At 54.3% G+C, this 17158-nt stretch carries 15 protein-coding genes; 1 reads left to right on the top strand and 14 read right to left on the bottom strand.

Going from position 1 to position 17158, the window contains the following annotated elements:
* The 11 genes from dnaJ to NUV48_04150 form a co-directional block, all read right to left on the bottom strand.
* Positions 1-1149 carry a molecular chaperone DnaJ gene (gene dnaJ, locus NUV48_04200; GenBank protein ID MCR4441339.1) on the bottom strand — a complete coding sequence of 383 codons (1149 nt, stop codon included), beginning with the start codon at positions 1147-1149 and terminating at the stop codon, positions 1-3.
* Between the two features lie 37 nt (positions 1150-1186).
* Complete coding sequence (gene dnaK / locus NUV48_04195) at positions 1187-3016, bottom strand: molecular chaperone DnaK (protein ID MCR4441338.1); 1830 nt, start codon at positions 3014-3016, stop codon at positions 1187-1189.
* Positions 3017-3046: 30 nt separating this feature from the next.
* Entirely contained in the window at positions 3047-3631 is a 585-nt protein-coding gene (gene grpE, locus NUV48_04190; protein ID MCR4441337.1) for a nucleotide exchange factor GrpE, read from the bottom strand.
* A 48-nt stretch (positions 3632-3679) separates the two neighbouring features.
* The gene (locus tag NUV48_04185; protein MCR4441336.1) at positions 3680-5245 is read right to left on the bottom strand and encodes a TCP-1/cpn60 chaperonin family protein; all 1566 of its coding nucleotides are present in this window, start codon (positions 5243-5245) and stop codon (positions 3680-3682) included.
* A gap of 12 nt (positions 5246-5257) precedes the next feature.
* Positions 5258-6283 carry a heat-inducible transcriptional repressor HrcA gene (hrcA, locus tag NUV48_04180; GenBank protein ID MCR4441335.1) on the bottom strand — a complete coding sequence of 342 codons (1026 nt, stop codon included), beginning with the start codon at positions 6281-6283 and terminating at the stop codon, positions 5258-5260.
* A 135-nt stretch (positions 6284-6418) separates the two neighbouring features.
* A complete protein-coding gene (hemW, locus tag NUV48_04175) occupies positions 6419-7576 on the bottom strand; it encodes a radical SAM family heme chaperone HemW (protein ID MCR4441334.1) in 1158 nt (385 codons plus the stop codon).
* Positions 7577-7589: 13 nt separating this feature from the next.
* On the bottom strand, positions 7590-9392 hold the full coding sequence (lepA, locus tag NUV48_04170; GenBank protein MCR4441333.1) for a translation elongation factor 4: 1803 nt from the start codon (positions 9390-9392) through the stop codon (positions 7590-7592).
* Between the two features lie 51 nt (positions 9393-9443).
* Positions 9444-11012, bottom strand: coding sequence for a murein biosynthesis integral membrane protein MurJ (gene murJ / locus NUV48_04165; protein MCR4441332.1), 1569 nt, complete (start codon positions 11010-11012; stop codon positions 9444-9446).
* A gap of 89 nt (positions 11013-11101) precedes the next feature.
* Complete coding sequence (locus NUV48_04160; GenBank protein ID MCR4441331.1) at positions 11102-11356, bottom strand: hypothetical protein; 255 nt, start codon at positions 11354-11356, stop codon at positions 11102-11104.
* Positions 11357-11416: 60 nt separating this feature from the next.
* Entirely contained in the window at positions 11417-12367 is a 951-nt protein-coding gene (locus NUV48_04155; protein MCR4441330.1) for a stage II sporulation protein P, read from the bottom strand.
* Between the two features lie 186 nt (positions 12368-12553).
* Entirely contained in the window at positions 12554-12886 is a 333-nt protein-coding gene (locus NUV48_04150; GenBank protein MCR4441329.1) for a phage holin family protein, read from the bottom strand.
* A 171-nt stretch (positions 12887-13057) separates the two neighbouring features.
* On the opposite strand from NUV48_04150, the gene rpsT reads away from it, so the two are divergent.
* Entirely contained in the window at positions 13058-13324 is a 267-nt protein-coding gene (gene rpsT, locus NUV48_04145) for a 30S ribosomal protein S20 (GenBank protein MCR4441328.1), read from the top strand.
* A gap of 64 nt (positions 13325-13388) precedes the next feature.
* On the opposite strand, the gene NUV48_04140 is transcribed toward rpsT, so the two are convergent.
* The 3 genes from NUV48_04140 to fdhF all read right to left on the bottom strand — a co-directional run bounded on the left by NUV48_04140 (position 13389) and on the right by fdhF (position 17153).
* Positions 13389-13871 (bottom strand): hypothetical protein, encoded by a 483-nt coding sequence (locus NUV48_04140; protein ID MCR4441327.1) that lies wholly within the window; start codon positions 13869-13871, stop codon positions 13389-13391.
* Between the two features lie 109 nt (positions 13872-13980).
* A complete protein-coding gene (gene nuoE, locus NUV48_04135; protein MCR4441326.1) occupies positions 13981-14463 on the bottom strand; it encodes an NADH-quinone oxidoreductase subunit NuoE in 483 nt (160 codons plus the stop codon).
* Positions 14460-17153, bottom strand: a complete 2694-nt coding sequence (fdhF, locus tag NUV48_04130; GenBank protein MCR4441325.1) for a formate dehydrogenase subunit alpha — start codon at positions 17151-17153, stop codon at positions 14460-14462. The genes nuoE and fdhF overlap by 4 nt, the downstream gene beginning before the upstream one ends.
* Positions 17154-17158: the final 5 nt, after the last annotated feature.

The raw sequence follows: 17158 nt of genomic DNA, 5'->3' as shown, positions 1-17158 counted from the left end.
TTAACCCCTTATGCTGTCCCAGAGTTTCTCGAATATTCCCTTGTCCCGTTCCTTTTCCAAGGCGCGGTAATTATCTTCGCTGCTCAGCTTGCCAAACTGCAGCAAGGCCTTTTTCTGTTCTTCGCTCAACCTGCTGGGCGTTACCACAATGACCTTGACATGCTGGTCGCCGCGCCCGCCCCCGCGCAAACGGGGCACACCCTGGCCCCGCAGCCGGAATATCGTGTGCGTCTGGGTTCCTTCGGGAATTCTCAATTCCGCCTTTCCCTCCAGCGTCGGCACTTTGATTGTGTCGCCCAGCGCCGCCTGGACAAAGGTTATCGGGACTTCCACGTAAATATCGTCGCCCTGGCGGCTGAATATCTTGTGCGGTCTAACTTCAATATACACGTAAAGATCACCGTTGGGCCCGCCCCGCAGGCCGGGTTCACCTTCGCCGGACAGGCGGATCCTGGAACCCGAATCAACCCCGGCAGGGATCTTGATGTGCAGTTTGCGAACCCTCCGCACCTTCCCCTTTCCGCCGCATTCAGGGCAGGGCGCGGTGATGACCCTTCCTTCCCCGCCGCATTCAGGGCAGGTTTTAACGGTCTGAAAATGCCCAAAAGGCGTCCTCTGCGTTGTCCTGACCTGGCCCGTTCCGTTGCACCTGGCGCACCGTTCCGGGCTTGTTCCCGGCCTGGCCCCGCTCCCTTTGCAGTGGGGGCAGTTTTCTATTCGGGGCACTTCCACTTCCTTCTCCACGCCGAAAACAGCTTCCTTGAAATCAAGCTCCAGGTCAAGGCGCAGGTCTGCTCCCTGCTGCGGGCCCCTGGCCCGCTGCCCGGAAGTGCCGAAAAACATGTCAAAAATGTCGCCGAAGCCGCCGAAATCGCCGGCCCCGCCGAAACCGCCGAAGCCCCCGAAGCCGCCGAACCCGTTCGGATCGGTCCCCGCATGGCCGAACTGGTCATACCGCCTTCTCTTTTCAGGATCGCTTAACACCTCGTAAGCCTCGTTTACTTCTTTGAATTTCTCCTCCGCCGTTTTGTCGCCGGGATTTACGTCGGGGTGGTACTGGCGAGCCAGCTTGCGAAAAGCTTTTTTTATTTCCGCCTCCGAAGCGTTCCTCTCAACACCCAGGACCTCGTAATAGTCCCTTTTGGCCACATTCTCACCTCCACGGCAAGCCGGCTACAACTGCCGTCTACTTATCGTCTTTGACTTCATAATCCGCGTCGACTACGTTTTCCTTTTCCGCGCCGGAACCGCTGCCGCCCGCGCTTTCGGCGGCACCCGTCTGCCCGGCCTGCTGGTACATCTTAGAGGTGAGCTGGTACAGCGCGTTGGTAAGCGCCTCGCTCTTCTTCCTGATATTCTCTATATCGCCTCCCTGGAGAGCGGATTTAAGCTCCTCTTTGGCCTGGTTGATCTTTTCGGTATCTTCCTGGCTCGCTTTATCCCCCGCTTCGCGCAAGGTCTTTTCCGTCTGGTAAATCAGGTTGTCGGCGGCATTTTTGACTTCCGCCTCTTCCCTGCGCTTCTTGTCCTCGGCAGCGTACTTTTCCGACTCCTTGACCATGCGCTCGATCTCTTCTTTGGAAAGATTGGTGGAGGCGGTTATGGTTATCTTTTGTTCTTTGCCGGTGCCCAGGTCTTTGGCGGAAACGTTTACTATCCCATTGGCATCTATATCAAACTTCACCTCAATTTGCGGAACGCCCCGGGGCGCCGGGGGAATTCCCGTCAGCTGAAAACGACCCAGGGTCTTGTTATAGGCGGCCATTTCCCTTTCTCCCTGCAGAACATGTATTTCCACCGTGGTCTGGTTGTCAGCCGCCGTGGAAAAGATCTGGCTCTTGGAAGTGGGAATGGTGGTGTTCCTTTCAATAAGCCTGGTAAAGACCCCGCCGAGTGTTTCGATCCCCAGGGAAAGCGGAGTCACATCAAGGAGCAGAACATCCTTGACCTCACCGGCCAGCACCCCGGCCTGGATGGCGGCGCCTATAGCCACGCACTCGTCGGGGTTGATCCCCTTGAAGGGCTCTTTGCCCAAAAGGTTCCTGATCGCGTCCTGGACTGCGGGAATGCGGGTGGAACCTCCCACCAGGAGAACCTTGTTGATTTTTGAGGCGTCGATGCCGGCATCCTTCATGGCCTGCCTGGTCGGTCCCATCGTCATTTCCACGAGGTCTGCCGTCAGCTCGTTGAACTTCGCCCTAGTCAAGGTCAAATCAAGGTGAAGGGGTCCTTCCGCCGTAGCCGTGATGAAAGGCAGGTTAATGTTGGTCGTGACGACTGAGGAAAGCTCGTGTTTGGCTTTTTCAGCCGCTTCCTTCAACCGCTGCAGGGCCATCTTATCGCTCTTCAAATCGATGCCCGTTTGCTTCTTAAACTCCTCGTTCATCCAGTTGATTACCCGCTCGTCGAAGTCGTCCCCACCCAGGTGGTTGTTCCCGCTGGTGGCCTTGACTTCAAATACGCCGTCACCCAGTTCCAGGATGGAAACGTCAAAAGTACCGCCGCCCAGGTCAAAAACCAGCACTGTCTGGTCCTCTTCCTTGTCTATACCGTAAGCCAGGGCTGCAGCCGTCGGTTCGTTGATAATCCGGAGGACCTCAAGCCCCGCAATTTTGCCGGCGTCTTTCGTCGCCTGGCGCTGGGAGTCATTAAAATAGGCCGGTACAGTAATGACCGCCTGGGTTACTTTATCGCCAAGGTATGCTTCCGCATCGGTTTTCAGCTTTTGCAGGATCATGGCGGATATTTCTTGCGGGGTATACTGCTGGTCATCGATACGCACTTTATAGTCAGAACCCATTTTTCTTTTTATCGACTGGATGGTGCGCTCCGAGTTGGTAATGGCCTGGCGCTTGGCAACCTGCCCCACCAGTCTTTCTCCCGTTTTGGAAAAGGCCACCACCGAAGGAGTGGTCCTGCCCCCCTCGGAATTCGGAATAACTACGGGTTCTCCTCCTTCCATAACCGCCACGCAAGAGTTTGTTGTTCCCAAATCAATCCCGATTACTTTTGCCATTTGCGTTCCCTCCTGAGTATACTATTAAGCTTATCTTTTTGCTACTTTAACCATGGCCGGCCTCACTACCTTATCTTTAAACCGGTAGCCTTTGCGCAGCACTTCTGTCACCTTGTTGTCTTCCTGCCCTTCTTCCGCCGGCACCTGCATGATGGCTTCATGCAAAAGAGGATCGAAAGGCTGCCCCGCGGCGTCAATGGCTTCCAAGCCCTCACGTTCCAGTATCTCCATCATTTGCCGGTAGGTCATAACAACTCCGGAAAAGAGGTTTCTAACCTCTTCCGTCTGGCTGTTAAGGTTTTCCAGAGCTCTTTCCAGGTTATCGACAACCGGTAAGAGCTTTTCTATTATATGCAGTGAAGCGTATTGAAACCACTCCTCTTTTTCCCGCTGCACTCTTTTCCTGTAATTGTCAAAGTCGGCGTGAAGCCTCAAGATTCTATCCCTGGCTTCATTCAATTCAACCTCTTTGGGGTCGGGTTCAGGCACCTCCCCTTCCTTTTCTTCCAGTCCCGCCTGAGCGGCTGTTTCTTCCGCGGGCGCATCCTCCGGCCGGCCCGCATTGTCTTCTTCTGGCCCTGCGGCCGCCGCTTCCAGTTCCTTAATATCTTCCATATTATTACACCACCCGGTAAATATATATATATTATATAGTAACTATCGTTACAGCTCTCTGTCGCTTTCTTCCTTCTCTTTGACCGGCTTCTTTTTGATGATCGTATCGATGCGCAGGATGGCCTCGGCCACCTCTCCCGCCGCTTTCAGCGCGTATTTTTTCACCAGGGCGGGATCATAGACCCCCATCTCCATCATGTCCCTGATTTCCCCGCTTTCCGGGTCAACCCCCAGGGAGTCCTTACCGCTCTCCAGCTGGGCGGTCATAACGTCTCCCAGTTTCTCCAGCGGGTTAAAACCGGCGTTTAGCACGATCTGGGAAAAAGGTTTCTTCAAGGCCGCAATGACGCATTCGACCCCAAAAGCCGCCATTCCCCGCGTTTCCTTGCGCGCCTCCTCCACTTCCCTGGCCACGGCAAGCTCAACCGCCCCGCCCCCGGCCAGGACACCTCCCCTTACAGCCGCCTGCACGGCGGAAGCGGCGTCTTTGGCTATTCGCTCCCGCTCGCCCACCACTTCCTCGGTGGAAGCCCCCACCAGGATGGTGGCCTGGTTCTTGCCTTTACCGCCCAGCAGGCGGACATGTTTCAGTTTCTCGTCAAAGTATGCTTCCCTGGCTTCTCCCAGGCATTTCGCCAGTTCTTCGCCCTCTTTTTTCAGGGCTGTTCTCTTTAGGAGCTTAGCCCCGCAGTGTTCGGCAGCCTGCCGCAGTTCTTTGTTGGCGACACGCTGAAGAACGAGAACGCCGGCATCCGTAAGGATTTCTTCGGCAATATCGTGCACGCCCCTGTCCACAAGAACCAGGTTGACGCCCAGCGTCGCCAGCTTCTTGACATTTTGTCTGAATTCTTCCTGCAGCTGGAGGTAGCGTTTGACGCCTGCTTCCGTACCGAGGGCCTCATCATCGAGTTCTTCCGGTTCCAGAGCGTCGTCGATAACCAGGACCCTGGCCAGCTCCAACCTTTTCGGCATTTCCACATTGAGCGGTTCCTTATCCAGGATAACGCCGGTAATAACCTGGTTCTCAGCGCCTGGCACGGCCCGGACCATCTCCGACAGTTTAAAGGCCGGGTCCAGCAGCTTTTCCTTTCCAATAAGCGAAGCCGCCTGGACCACCAGCGAAGCAATATCCTCATACCCGCGCCCGGCCACCAGGGCCACGTCTTTCAAGACAGGGACCTCCAGTTCCTGAATTTTTACCGTCTTTTCATCCAGGACAGCCAGGGCTTTTTTGATCCCTGCGCGAATGCCCTCAATAACCTTTACCACAGGGACCCCTTTCAGGACACGGTCCACCCCTTCGCTGATAAGCGCGCCGGCCATAATGGCAGCCGTGGTTGTCCCGTCGCCGATTTCTTCCTGCTGGGCTTTGGCCGTCTTAATCAACATCCTGGCCGCCGGGTGGCTTACCTCCATCAGGTCGAGAATGGTAACCCCGTCGTTGGTGATCACCACGTCGCCGTACTGGTCAACAAGCATGGTATCGAGCCCTTTTGGTCCGATAGTGCCTTCCACGGCCTGGGAGACGGCTCGAATGGCACTGGCGTTGGTCATCAATGCCGCCAGCCGCTCATCAACCTCGGAGTTCTGCGTCACCTGCTGCTTAACGCTCATAAATACCCTCCATCAAAACTTATTTGGTCCTTCTGTAAGAGCCGTGGTTAAAAACTCCACGATGCTGATGGCTTTTGAATACTCCATCCTGGTTGGTCCCAACAAACCCAGGGTACCGATCAGCTTTCCGTTGAGGTGATATGTGGCCGTAATAAGGCTGCAGTCCTTCATCCCCTGGTGGCGGTTTTCTGTTCCGATTCTGACTGAAATTCCCGTCTCCCGTTCTGGGATCAAGACCTCTTTCAGCACATCCTGTTCTTCGAGCAGCTCGAAAAGGGCTTTCACCTTCTCGATCTGCTTGAATTCCGGCTGGTTAAGTATATTGATCGTACCGCCCAGGTAAACTTTTTGTTCATTATCCTGGGATAGGGATTCCTCAATCAGTTCCATCACATGCCGGAGAAACTTTTTCTGGTTATCAAGCTGGTGATAGATTGACTGCAGTACGCTGGGCCGCCACTGCTCCACGGAAAGACCGCGCAGGTGGTTATTGAGCAGCGCTGATAAAGCCGTAAACTCCTCTTCGCGCATGGAATCGGGAACATCGACCAGCCGGTGCTCCACATGACCATTATCCAGGACAATCACGAGCACCGCTTTTCCGGCGTCAACAGGCAGCAGTTGAATATACTTAAGAGTATTCTTCCCATAAAAGGGCGCAAGTACCAGCGCAGTATAATTGGTAAGCTGTGATAAAAGCTTGCCCGCTATTTGCATCAGGGTCTCCGTTTCTTTAATACAGCTCATCAGGGCGCCCCGTATCTTTTCCTTTGCCTCTTGCGCCACCGGCTCCTTTTTCATCAAGCAGTCCACGTAATAACGGTAGCCGGACTGGGAAGGGATTCTACCCGCCGATGTGTGGGGCTGTTCAATCAAACCCATTTCCTCCAGGTCCGCCATTTCATTGCGAACAGTAGCGGGGCTTACTCCCAGGTCGTACTTGCGGGCAATGGTGCGAGAGCCGACAGGATCAGCGGTAGCAATGTAATCCAGGATGATCGCATGCAACACCTTCTGTTTTCTGTCATCCATTTTCATGCCTACGCCCCCTTGTTAGCACTCTCCCTCTTTGAGTGCTAATGTGTTCATATTTAAAATACCACTAGTGTATTTTTTTGTCAACGAGGTCCTTGTCCGGTCTGTTTCCGACACCACCCGCGCGGTTTTAAGCTATCACGGCAAGAATTCCATAAACACCTCATTGGCCAGTAAAAGGCCCTTTCTCGTAAGGCGGACGTGAGTCCCTGTATCCGCCAGGAGCTCCAGCTTTTTAAGACGCTCAATCTCAGGCCCGTAACATTCTTCGATTTCCAGACCGTAGCGCGAATAAAACCCGCGCTTTTCCACACCCTCAAGGAGCCTCAAACCCAAAAACATCGCTTCGGCTATAACGAGTTCCTTCCCGGGCCGTTCTTCCTCCAGCACCGGCTTTTTACCCTCCCGCACAGCCGCCGTGTAAAGGCCAAGATCGCTGTGGTTCGTGTAGCGGGTCCCGTTGAGATACCCGCTGGCGCCCGCTCCCAGGCCAAGGTATCCTTCATTTCGCCAGTACTGCGCATTATGCCTGCTCTCTTTCCCCCGTCGGGCAAAGTTGCTTATCTCGTAATGCAAGTAACCCTTCCCGGTCAGGAAATCGATTGTCTCTTCATACATCCGCGAGGCTTCATCCTGGTCGAACTCGACCAAAAGGCCCTGAACCAGCATCTCATGAAAAGGCGTGCCTTTTTCAATCTTTAACTGGTAGACGGACAGGTGTTCAGGGTCCAAAGACACGGCGGCGAGCAAATTCGCGCGCCATGTCCGGAGGTCCTGACCCGGCAGCCCGTACATCAAATCGATGTTGATATTTTCAAACCCGCATTCCCGGGCAAGGAAAAAGGTCCTGTATATATCCTCCGGCTTATGGACACGCCCCAGAACGCTGAGCTCAAGATAATCAAAACTCTGTGCGCCCAAAGACAGGCGGTTGCACCCTCCGGCCTTGAGAGCCCGCAGTTTTTCGCCTTCAAGGGTCTCCGGGTTTCCTTCCACGGTAACTTCCGCTCCCTGTTCCAGGGGAAAGTGTTCCTGCAGGCTGGTCAGCAGGTGATACAGCTGCCCACCTGACAAACAGGTGGGCGTGCCGCCGCCGATATATAAGGTCTTGGCCCTCTCCCGGCCCAGGTCAAGCTCGCGCCTGTATATCCCGGCTTCTGCCAGCAGGGCCGCAAGGTACGAATCAAAGGCCTGGCTTCCCGTTTGACCCTCGCTGTCTAACCCGTAAGAAACAAAATCGCAGTAACGGCACCTGGTAAGGCAAAAGGGGATATGGACGTAAATACCTGAAAACACAAACCGGTCACCCCTATTTTTCATCAAGGCTCAAAACCGCCATAAAGGCTTCCTGGGGAATCTCCACGCTGCCCACCATCTTCATCCGTTTTTTGCCTTCCTTTTGTTTTTCCAGCAGCTTGCGCTTGCGCGTGACGTCACCGCCGTAACACTTGTCCAGCACGTTTTTCCTCAAGGCCTTGATTGTTTCCCGGGCAATAATCTTGTTGCCGATGGCGGCCTGCACAGGGATTTCAAACATCTGCCGGGGTATCAGTTTCCGCAGTTTTTCCACCAGGACCCTGGCCCGGTAATAGGCCTTTTCCCTGTGCACGATGAGCGAAAGCGCGTCAACCGTTTCCCCGTTGACCAGGACATCAAGTTTGACCAGGTCGGCTTCACGGTATCCGCTCAACTCGTAGTCCAAAGAGGCGTAACCCCGGCTGCGGGACTTGAGCTGGTCAAAAAAGTCGTAAATGATCTCGCTTAACGGCAGTTCATATTTTATCATCACACGGCTGGCGGAAAGGTAATCCATGGTCAAAAAGGAACCTCTCCTTTCCTGGGCCAACTCCATAACCGCCCCCACGTACTCTCCCGGCACCATGATCGTCGCCTGCACGTAGGGTTCGGCCAGGGATTCAATCTGCTGAACGGGAGGGAGTTTGGTCGGGTTGTCGATTTCCATAGACTCCCCGTTCGTCCTGGTTATACGATAAACTACACTCGGTGCCGTGGTTAGGAGTTCGAGCGCGTATTCCCGTTCCAGGCGTTCCTTGATAATCTCCATGTGGAGCAGGCCCAAAAAACCGCAGCGAAAACCGAATCCCAGGGCTACCGAGGTTTCCGGCTCATATACAAGCGAGGCATCGTTCAGCTTCAGTTTTTCCAGGGCATCGCGCAGGTTCTCGTAGTCGCCCGTATCAACCGGATAAAGGCCGCAGTATACCATGGGGGTTACCTTGCGGTATCCCGGCAGCGGCTCTTTCGCCGGCCTGTCCGCCGAAGTGACGGTATCGCCGACCCGGGTGTCCTTGACATTTTTGATGCTGGCGGCAAGGTAACCGACCATCCCCGGAGAAAGCTCCTCGACAGGCTGCATGGAAGGGGTAAAGACGCCGACTTCGGTAACCTCGAAGGTCTTCCCCGTCGACATCATCATGATGTTCACTCCCTTTTTAACCGTCCCGTCCATGACCCTGATATACGAGATGGCCCCTTTGTACGGGTCAAAATGGGAGTCGAAGATCAGGGCTTTCAACGGCGCTTCCGGGTCGCCCTTGGGCGACGGCACTTTTTCTATGACCGCATCGAGTATTTCCGCTATGCCTGTACCTTCCTTGGCCGAAGCAAGGATGGCTTCACTGCAGTCCAGGCCGATGACCTCCTCCAGTTCACGCTTGACCCGTTCCGGTTCGGCACTGGGCAGGTCGATCTTGTTGATGACGGGAATAATCTCCAGGTCATGCTCCAGGGCAAGATAAACGTTAGCCAAGGTCTGGGCTTCAATCCCCTGGGTGGCGTCGACCACCAGGATGGCGCCTTCACATGCCGCCAGGCTGCGCGAGACTTCATAGGTAAAATCAACATGGCCGGGGGTATCGATAAGGTTTAAGAGATACTCCTGGCCATCTTTTCCCTTATACAGCATGCGCACGGCCTGCAGTTTGATGGTGATCCCGCGCTCCCTCTCCAAGTCCATCTGGTCCAGCACCTGGGAAGTCATTTGTCGCGCGGAAAGCGCGCCGGTATATTCCAGCAGCCTGTCGGCCAGGGTTGATTTGCCGTGATCAATATGCGCGATAATGCAAAAGTTGCGGATGGATTTTTGGGTCATGCGGTCCTCCAAGGGCTAAACTGTTGGTTATGAACCTATCTTAACTTAATCTTATCCTTTTGTCATCCGGCGAAACTTCCTTAAAAGCAGCGATTTGGCCAGCTCGCTTTCTTCCATTTTAAACAGCAGCGCCAGGAAAACAAAGACTGCGGTTCCGGTGGCAACGCCCGCTCCCACCTGGACCAACTGCCCCGTTTTGGCTGCGGTGTCGACAAGGCGCGCCGCATACAGGCTCGTCCCATAAGCCGCCAGGCCCATCAACACTGAAATGCCCAGCGTCTGCAGGAAGGAAAAAAACATCCTGCGCCCGTCAATGGAACCAATTCTTTTTCTGAGGATCAGCAGAAGCCCGATCATATTGACGATGCCGGCCAGCGAGTATGCAAAGGCCAGCCCGCCGTGCCCGAGAGGTTTAATCAGCGAAAAGTTCAGAACAATATTGATAACGATCGTAAAAATACCCACGGCAACGGGTGTCCTCGTGTCCTGCAGGGCGTAGAAAACCCGGTTTAACAGCTGGATGGAAGAATAGGCGAAAAGACCGACGCAGTAAAAAAGCATGGCGTAGGCCGTGGCCGCGGTATCTTCCGGAGTAAAGCGCCCCTGTTGGAAAAGCAGGCGGATGATGGGGACCCTCAAGGCAATAAGCCCGACAGCCGAGGGCAGCGTAATAAAAATAATGGTGCGCACGCCCAAAGACATCGTTTTTTTAAACTCTTCCTTTTCCCGGCGGGCTGCCTGCCCGGTAAGGGTAGGGAACACGGCCACGGCGATGGCGATGGCGAAAACGCCGATCGGCAGCTGCATTATGCGCTGCGCCGCCCGGAGCGCTGAAATCATCCCCGCGGGCAGGGTGGAGCCGAGGTTCTGGTTGACAAAAAGATTGAAATGGGTAACCGAGAGGCCGATCAGAACGGGAAGGATCAGGGCGGCAATCTTCTGAACCCCGGGGTGTTTAAGGTCGATGACCGGCCGGTAGCGCAGCCCTGTTTTACAAAGGGCAGGCAGCTGCACGGCAAAGTTCAGGGCCGCGCCGGCCACAACCCCCACCGCGAAACCAGTGATTCCAAGATAGGGAGAAAGGAGAAGCCCAACCACGATGATGCCCAGGTTATAGAGGACCGCCCCCACTGCCGGGGCCAAAAAATGGTGGTAGGAATTAAGGACCCCCATGGAAATACCGTTAAGAGCCATAAAAAAGGTCTGGATGAACATGATCCTGGTCATTTTCACGGTAAGGGCCATGTTCTCCGGGGTGAAGCCGGGAACCAGCATGCGAATGAGCGCAGGGGTAAAAGCAACGCCAAGCACGATGCCGCCCAGCATAAGAAAAATAATAATATTAAAAATCGTGCTGGCAACCTGCCACCCGTCGGATTCGCGCTTTGTAGCAATATAGCTGGAGAAAACGGGAATAAAGGCTGAACTGAGCGCTCCTCCCACCAGCAGGTAATACAAAAAATCGGGAATGGAAAAAGCGGCATTATAAGCGTCTGTCAAATTGTTTTGGCCGAAACGAGCATAAATGACCATGTCCCGCACATACCCTATTATCCGGGAAAGCACCATGGCTACCATCAATATTCCCGCTGCTTTGGCAACTTTAGCGCCGTTGGACATAGATTCACGCCTTTGGCTTGGGCCAGCCGTTTTCCAGCCGGTTTAATTGGTTTTGCTTAAATAATTCTATCCAATAGCGAAATGCTTGTCTACTGGTTTTCCATTTCCTGCTCTCGTTTCAATTGTTTCAACCCGGCGGGAAGAAAGCCCTCCAGCTTTATTGACAAGTGGGCGCCCAGCAGGTTCATATCTATGATCCCCCTGCTCGCCTGAACGGAAAACGGCGCGCTCACCGGGTGCAGGGTCATCCTGACCATATTGACAAACACCGCGTAAAAGCCGCAGACAATCAGGGCCAGGGATAATAAAAGGGCCAGGAACATTCTTATACCGTTTCTTTTCATGATTCCGTTCTTCACCCTTTATTAAACTGCCCGTATTCACTTAAAAATAAACGGCGCCGCTTACTTCCCCTTTAGGGTCGCGGCAATCACATCCGCCAGCAGGGCAGCGGAATTGACTGCGTCTTCGCGGGTGTTCAAATCGCTCCCAACCTCGAATAGCAGCGCCCTGGAGTGCAAGTCCTGGTTGTAGCGCCTATCCTTGCGCACGCGGATGCATTTTATGAGACCGGGATACAGTTCGTTGGCTTTCGCTTCCAGTTTCTGGGCGAAAGCCATGTTCTCCTGCCATTTCGGGTGCTCTGTTCCCACCACGATCATTACTTTAGCACACGGCTTCCCGCCGATCCTGGCCAGCGTGTCCGCCCGCGACTCCAGGCCGGCATCCCGGTGAACATCAATCACCAGCTGGATTTTTGAATATTTTTTTAACAACTGCTGCGCTGTTCGCCGGGAATTAATATACGACTTGGTCCAGTCCGGATAATCATGTATTACCTCACAGTAAACCGTCTTGATTGCGTGCTTGCTCTCGATCGCCCTGGACAGAATTTGCGAAACAGCGGCTACCCCGCCGTTTTTTCCTTCCAGGCGCGAAACGCCGTCAGTCGGTTTATATGACTCAGCATTGTGCGTGTTATAAATAAGGATCATCGGTTCGCCGTTTAACTGAACAGGAGGGAATTGTTCCTGTGGTACGGGAATCCAATCGTCAAGCCCTTCGTCCTGTCCCGGCAGGTAGAAATCTTCTTCGCCGCCCTCTTCCTCAACCACATGGGCTCCCGCTGCCGCCGGCCCTATGGTTAACTGGATAAGGGGCAAGTTCATTTCGCTTCCCAGGATAGCATCCGGCTGGCGGGAATCAACCCCCGTCACAGCATGTATCAGTTGAGACAAGATGGTTTCAAGGCCGGGCTGGTCCGTTTCCGAAACCCAACCGCCCGGCAAGACCTGGCTGATGACCGTGCTGTAATCATCATCGCGCAGCACGGCCAGGCTGATGCTTTTTAGCATGTGCCGGGATGAACCACATATAATGGAAATAAAAAAGAATAAAAAAAATAGCGGGAGAATAAAAATTAAGGGCCTTACCTCCCTTTTTATTACCCTGAAACGCGCTTTTTTCGGCGAAAAGAACATACTCCCCCGTCCTTTCCTTAATAATAAAATATATGAACGGGGGAGCAATAATATAACACTTTACCTTAATTCAGTAGGGACAATGGCGTCAACCAGCCCGATAACCAGCGAAGCCAGCAGAGCGCCGATAACGTTTACCCTGATGCTTCCGGGTACGATATACTGGGCCAGGTAGATTACAACTGCCGCCGAAATAAAGCCTATCACGCCCCGTGCCTGGGGTGTCGCTTTTTTGCCAAGCAGTTGTTCAGCCAGCCACCCAAGTACGGCAATAACAACGGCAGCAATAAGTGCGCCTGTGAAACCAGCCACGGAAAGACCAGGCACCAGCCAGCTTACAATAAGCAGCACAAGAGCTGAGACAATAAAACGTATGACCGCCCGGATAATCATCTCTTCACCTCCTTTTCCCTTAGCTTTAGCTTAAACTATTCTTGATAATATTATTCCATCTCCATTCATCTCCAAGAATTCCTTGCCTTTTGAGCATAAGATGTGGTAATATTTAATTCGTGAATTTTGGCAAAAACTTAACTGCTTGTTCCCAAAGGAGGTGAGTTAACCATGGCAAACATCAAATCAGCCCTTAAAAGAGCCGAAATAGCCCGCATTCGCACTACCAGGAATGCTGCATATAAATCGATGATGAAGACTGCCATCCGCCGTTTCGAGACATCTCTTAAGGACGCAAAAATTGAAACAGCCAGAGAAACCCTCCTGAAGGCCATCAGCATTATCGATAAACTTGCCAGTAAAGGAATAATCCATAAAAACACGGCAGCCCGCAAAAAGTCGCGCTTGATGCGCAAGCTTAACAAGGCTGCCGGTTAAGAAAGAGTTTGCCAAAGCGGGGCCAATTAAAAAACCGGACAGGCGTCCGGTTTTTTAATTGGCCTCAATATTCCGCCCACATGGCTAAGAACGCGCCGGCGGAAGAAACATCAAACGGGTTAATCAGCGGCTGGAACAAACAGACCACCGACAGGGAAAAAAGGATCAAGCCCATGCTTAAATTAATATCGGAAGGCTTTTCCATTTCTTCATTAAAAAACACGACGTAAGAAATATATAACAGCGTGGCGACACCGAGCAGGGTAAGGCAAACAGGACAAAAGAATTCATGCATGATAAAACCGTATAAAGCCACCGCCCAGTTAAAGGATATTCCCGCTGTCATGAGCAATGCCTTCAAATACCCGGACATCCGGAGAGAGGAAACGGTAGCCGAAAAAGAATAAAAGAGAGCTCCCCACAGCAGCCAAGGCCTGCCGAAGGTGACAAAATGCGCCCAGTGCCGTCCAGCGTACCATACCGTATCAAAAAACCACAAGAAAATCGCTATAACCGACAAAATCAAATTGCCAGCCGTCGCATACATGGATGTCATCTCCCTGTGAGACGTTACAAATACATTTCTGTGGTATTATAACAGATATGCGCGGAATATGGTAACAATTTTTACTAATTTGTAAAAATGACTGTAATTATTAATCCCTGTAGCTCTCCAGAACCTCTTTGACCTTGCCGGGCGTCAGGCGGCCATACGTTTTCTCGCCGATCACGGCGGCCGGGGCAAGCCCGCATGCCCCCAGGCAGGCTACGCTTTCCAGGCTGAATTTGCCGTCCGGCGTTGTCTCGCCAGGCCTGATGCCCAGTTCGGCGGCAAAGGCCTCCAGCACTTTTCCGCCGCTGCGCACGTGGCAGGCCGTGCCCTGGCAAACCCTGATCATGTGTTCTCCCCGCGGCTCCAGGTAAAACTGGGCATAAAAGCTGGCCACCCCGAAAACCGCGCTGGCAGGCAACCCCAGGGCCCTGGCCACAATTGCCATGTGCTGGCGCGAAATATATCCGTAATAACTCTGTATTTCCTGGAGAACAGGTATTAATACCCCTTCCTGGTCCTTGTATTTTTGCAGGATTCGTTCAAGCCTGCCAGGTATTTCCCGGCCTGCGGGCTGCAGTTCCTTCATCCTATTCTTCCCCCTTTTACCGGTTCCGCGCTGACCGCGCATACCTTGAGTTCCGGTATGCCGGACAGTGCGTCGGATGCCGTGCTGGTCAGGATGTTGGCTGCCGCCTCCCGGTAATGGAAAGGAACGAAAATCACCTTTTCCGGCACCCTGTCCGTAACCAGGGCCTTTATTCTTATCTCGCCGCGGCGGCTGGCCAATCTAATGTAGTCCCCGTCCTCGACGGCCAGTTTAGCCGCCGCAGCCGGGTTTATTTCGGCATAAGCTTCCGGGCGGGCGGTCTCCAAGCCGCAGGAACGGCGCGACATGGTCCCGGTGTGGTAGTGGTAAAGGTGTCGGCCGGTAACAAAAATAAAGGGATAACGCTCATCGGGAATCTCGGCCGGCGGGCGGTATTCCACCGGCCTAAAACGACCCAACCCCCGGGTAAACCTGTCTTTATGCAAATAACTGGTCCCCGGGTGTTCCCGGTCCGGGCAGGGCCACTGCAGCCCGTTCTCCCCCAGCCGGTCATAGGCAATCCCACCGTATTGAGGAGTAACCGCGGCTATTTCCGCCATTATTTCCCCGGCAGACCTGTAGTCCATGGGAAAACCGAGGAGAGTGCTCAGGCGGCTGATAATCTCCCAGTCGGGAAGGCTTTCTCCCGCCGGGTCAACGGCGCGGTGAAACAACTGGACCCTCCTTTCCGTGTTGGTAAAAGTCCCCTCTTTTTCGGCAACAGCCGCTGCCGGGAACACGACATCGGCCAGCCTGGCAGTCTCGCTCAAAAAAATGTCCTGAACCACCAGGAACTCAAGATTGCGCAGTCCCTTTTCCACGTGGTTGAGGTCGGGATTGCTCATCATAGGGTTTTCTCCCATGACATAGAGCGCTTTCAGCCTTCCTGCAGCCGCGGAATCAATCATCTCCGTCACTGTAAGCCCGGAGAGCGCGGGAAGTTTAACCCCCCAGGCCTTTTCCAGCGCGGCTCTTGCTTCCTCGCTGTCCACTCTCCGGTATCCCGGATAATAACCGGGCAGAGCGCCCATATCGCACGAACCCTGGACGTTGTTCTGGCCGCGCAGGGGATAGACGCCGGCATTCTCCCTGCCGACGTTGCCGCAGACCATGGCCAGGTTGGCGATGTTTTGCACATTGTCCGTTCCGGTGGTATGCTGGGTTATGCCCATCGCGTAAAGAATCGCGGCGCTGGGCGCAGCAGCGTAAAGCGCGGCGGCTCGTTCCACATCTGCGGCGGCCACCCCGGTGATTCTCTCCACGTAGGCGGGGCTGTACTTTTCCAGGACGGACCAAAGACCGGCAAAACCCTCGGTCCTCTTTTCGATGAATTCCCGGTCGTAAAGACCGTCGCGAATAATCACATGGAGCAGCCCGTTGAGAAGGGCCACATCGGAGCCGGGCAGGTGCTGCAGGAACAGATCGGCTTTTTCGGCCAGTTCCGTCCGGCGGGGATCGGCCACGATCAGCCTGGCGCCTTTGTTTTGCGCCCTGAGAAGGCGGAAAGCGATGACCGGGTGCGTCTCGGGGGTGTTTGATCCGATGACGAAAAAGAGGTCCGCCCTGTCAAGCCCGGCCAGCGAACTGGTGGCGGCGCCGCTGCCAAACGATTCGAAAAGCCCCACGATAGTGGAAGCGTGGCACAGGCGGGCTGAATTGTCCACATTGTTTGTTCCCACCGCCGCCCGCATCATTTTTTGCAGGAGGTAGTTCTCCTCGTTGCTGCACTTGGCGGAACTTATCGCGCCGACTGCGTCCGGCCCGTATTTCTCTTTTATTTCCAGCAGTTTATGCGCCGTAAATCGCAGTGCTTCCTCCCAGGTTGATGCTGACAGTTCCCCGTTCTTCCTGAGCAGCGGCCTGGTCAGCCTGTCCGGGTGTTGAAGGTAATCCCAGCCAAAACGGCCTTTCACGCAGAGCAGCCCGTCGTCGGCCGGCCCGCCGGCGGGCGAAACCCCGACAATCTTTCCCTTATTCACGTGGAGGTTTACCGCGCAGCCAACACCGCAGTATGCGCATACGGAGCGCACTTTCCTGATCTCGTAGCTGCGGCCTTTGCCTTTCTCCGGCTTGGGCTGAAGCGCTCCCACGGGGCACAGGGTAACGCAGTTGCCGCAAAAAACGCAGTTGGATTCCTCCTGTCCCTGGTCAAGCCCGGAAACGATTTTTGTCTCAAACCCGCGGTACCCGAAGTCGAAGACGCGGCTGCCGACCCTCTCGGCGCATACCTGGATGCACCGGCCGCAGAGGATGCACTTGCCGTGGTCCCTTTCCAAAAACGGGTTGTTTTTGTCCGTTTCGTATTCGCGCCTTGCTCCGCTAAAACTTGTGCCCTTTACGCCGTAGCGGTATGCGTAATCCTGCAGCCTGCAGTCGCCATTTTTTTCACAGGTCAGGCAGTCAGCGGGGTGGTTGGCCAGCATCAAGTCCAGGATAGTGCGCCGGGCCCTAACCACCCTTTCCGATTCCGTCAGGACCTTCATCTGGTCAGCGGCAGGCGTGCTGCATGATGCCGGCAGGTTCCGGAAGCCTTCCACTTCCACCACGCACATCCGGCAGGATCCATTCGGAGAAAGAAGAGGATGGTGGCACAGCCGCGGTATTTCAATACCCAGCTTCTCCGCAGCCTCCAGGATGGTGGTCCCTTCTTCCACTTCCACGTTCAGGCCATTTATAGTAAGTCCAATCATTTTTT

Source organism: Peptococcaceae bacterium (genome assembly GCA_024655825.1).
GTDB lineage: Bacteria > Bacillota > Peptococcia > DRI-13 > PHAD01 > JANLFJ01.
Note: the sequence above shows the minus strand (reverse complement) of the source record. Positions and strands in the feature narration are given on the sequence as shown.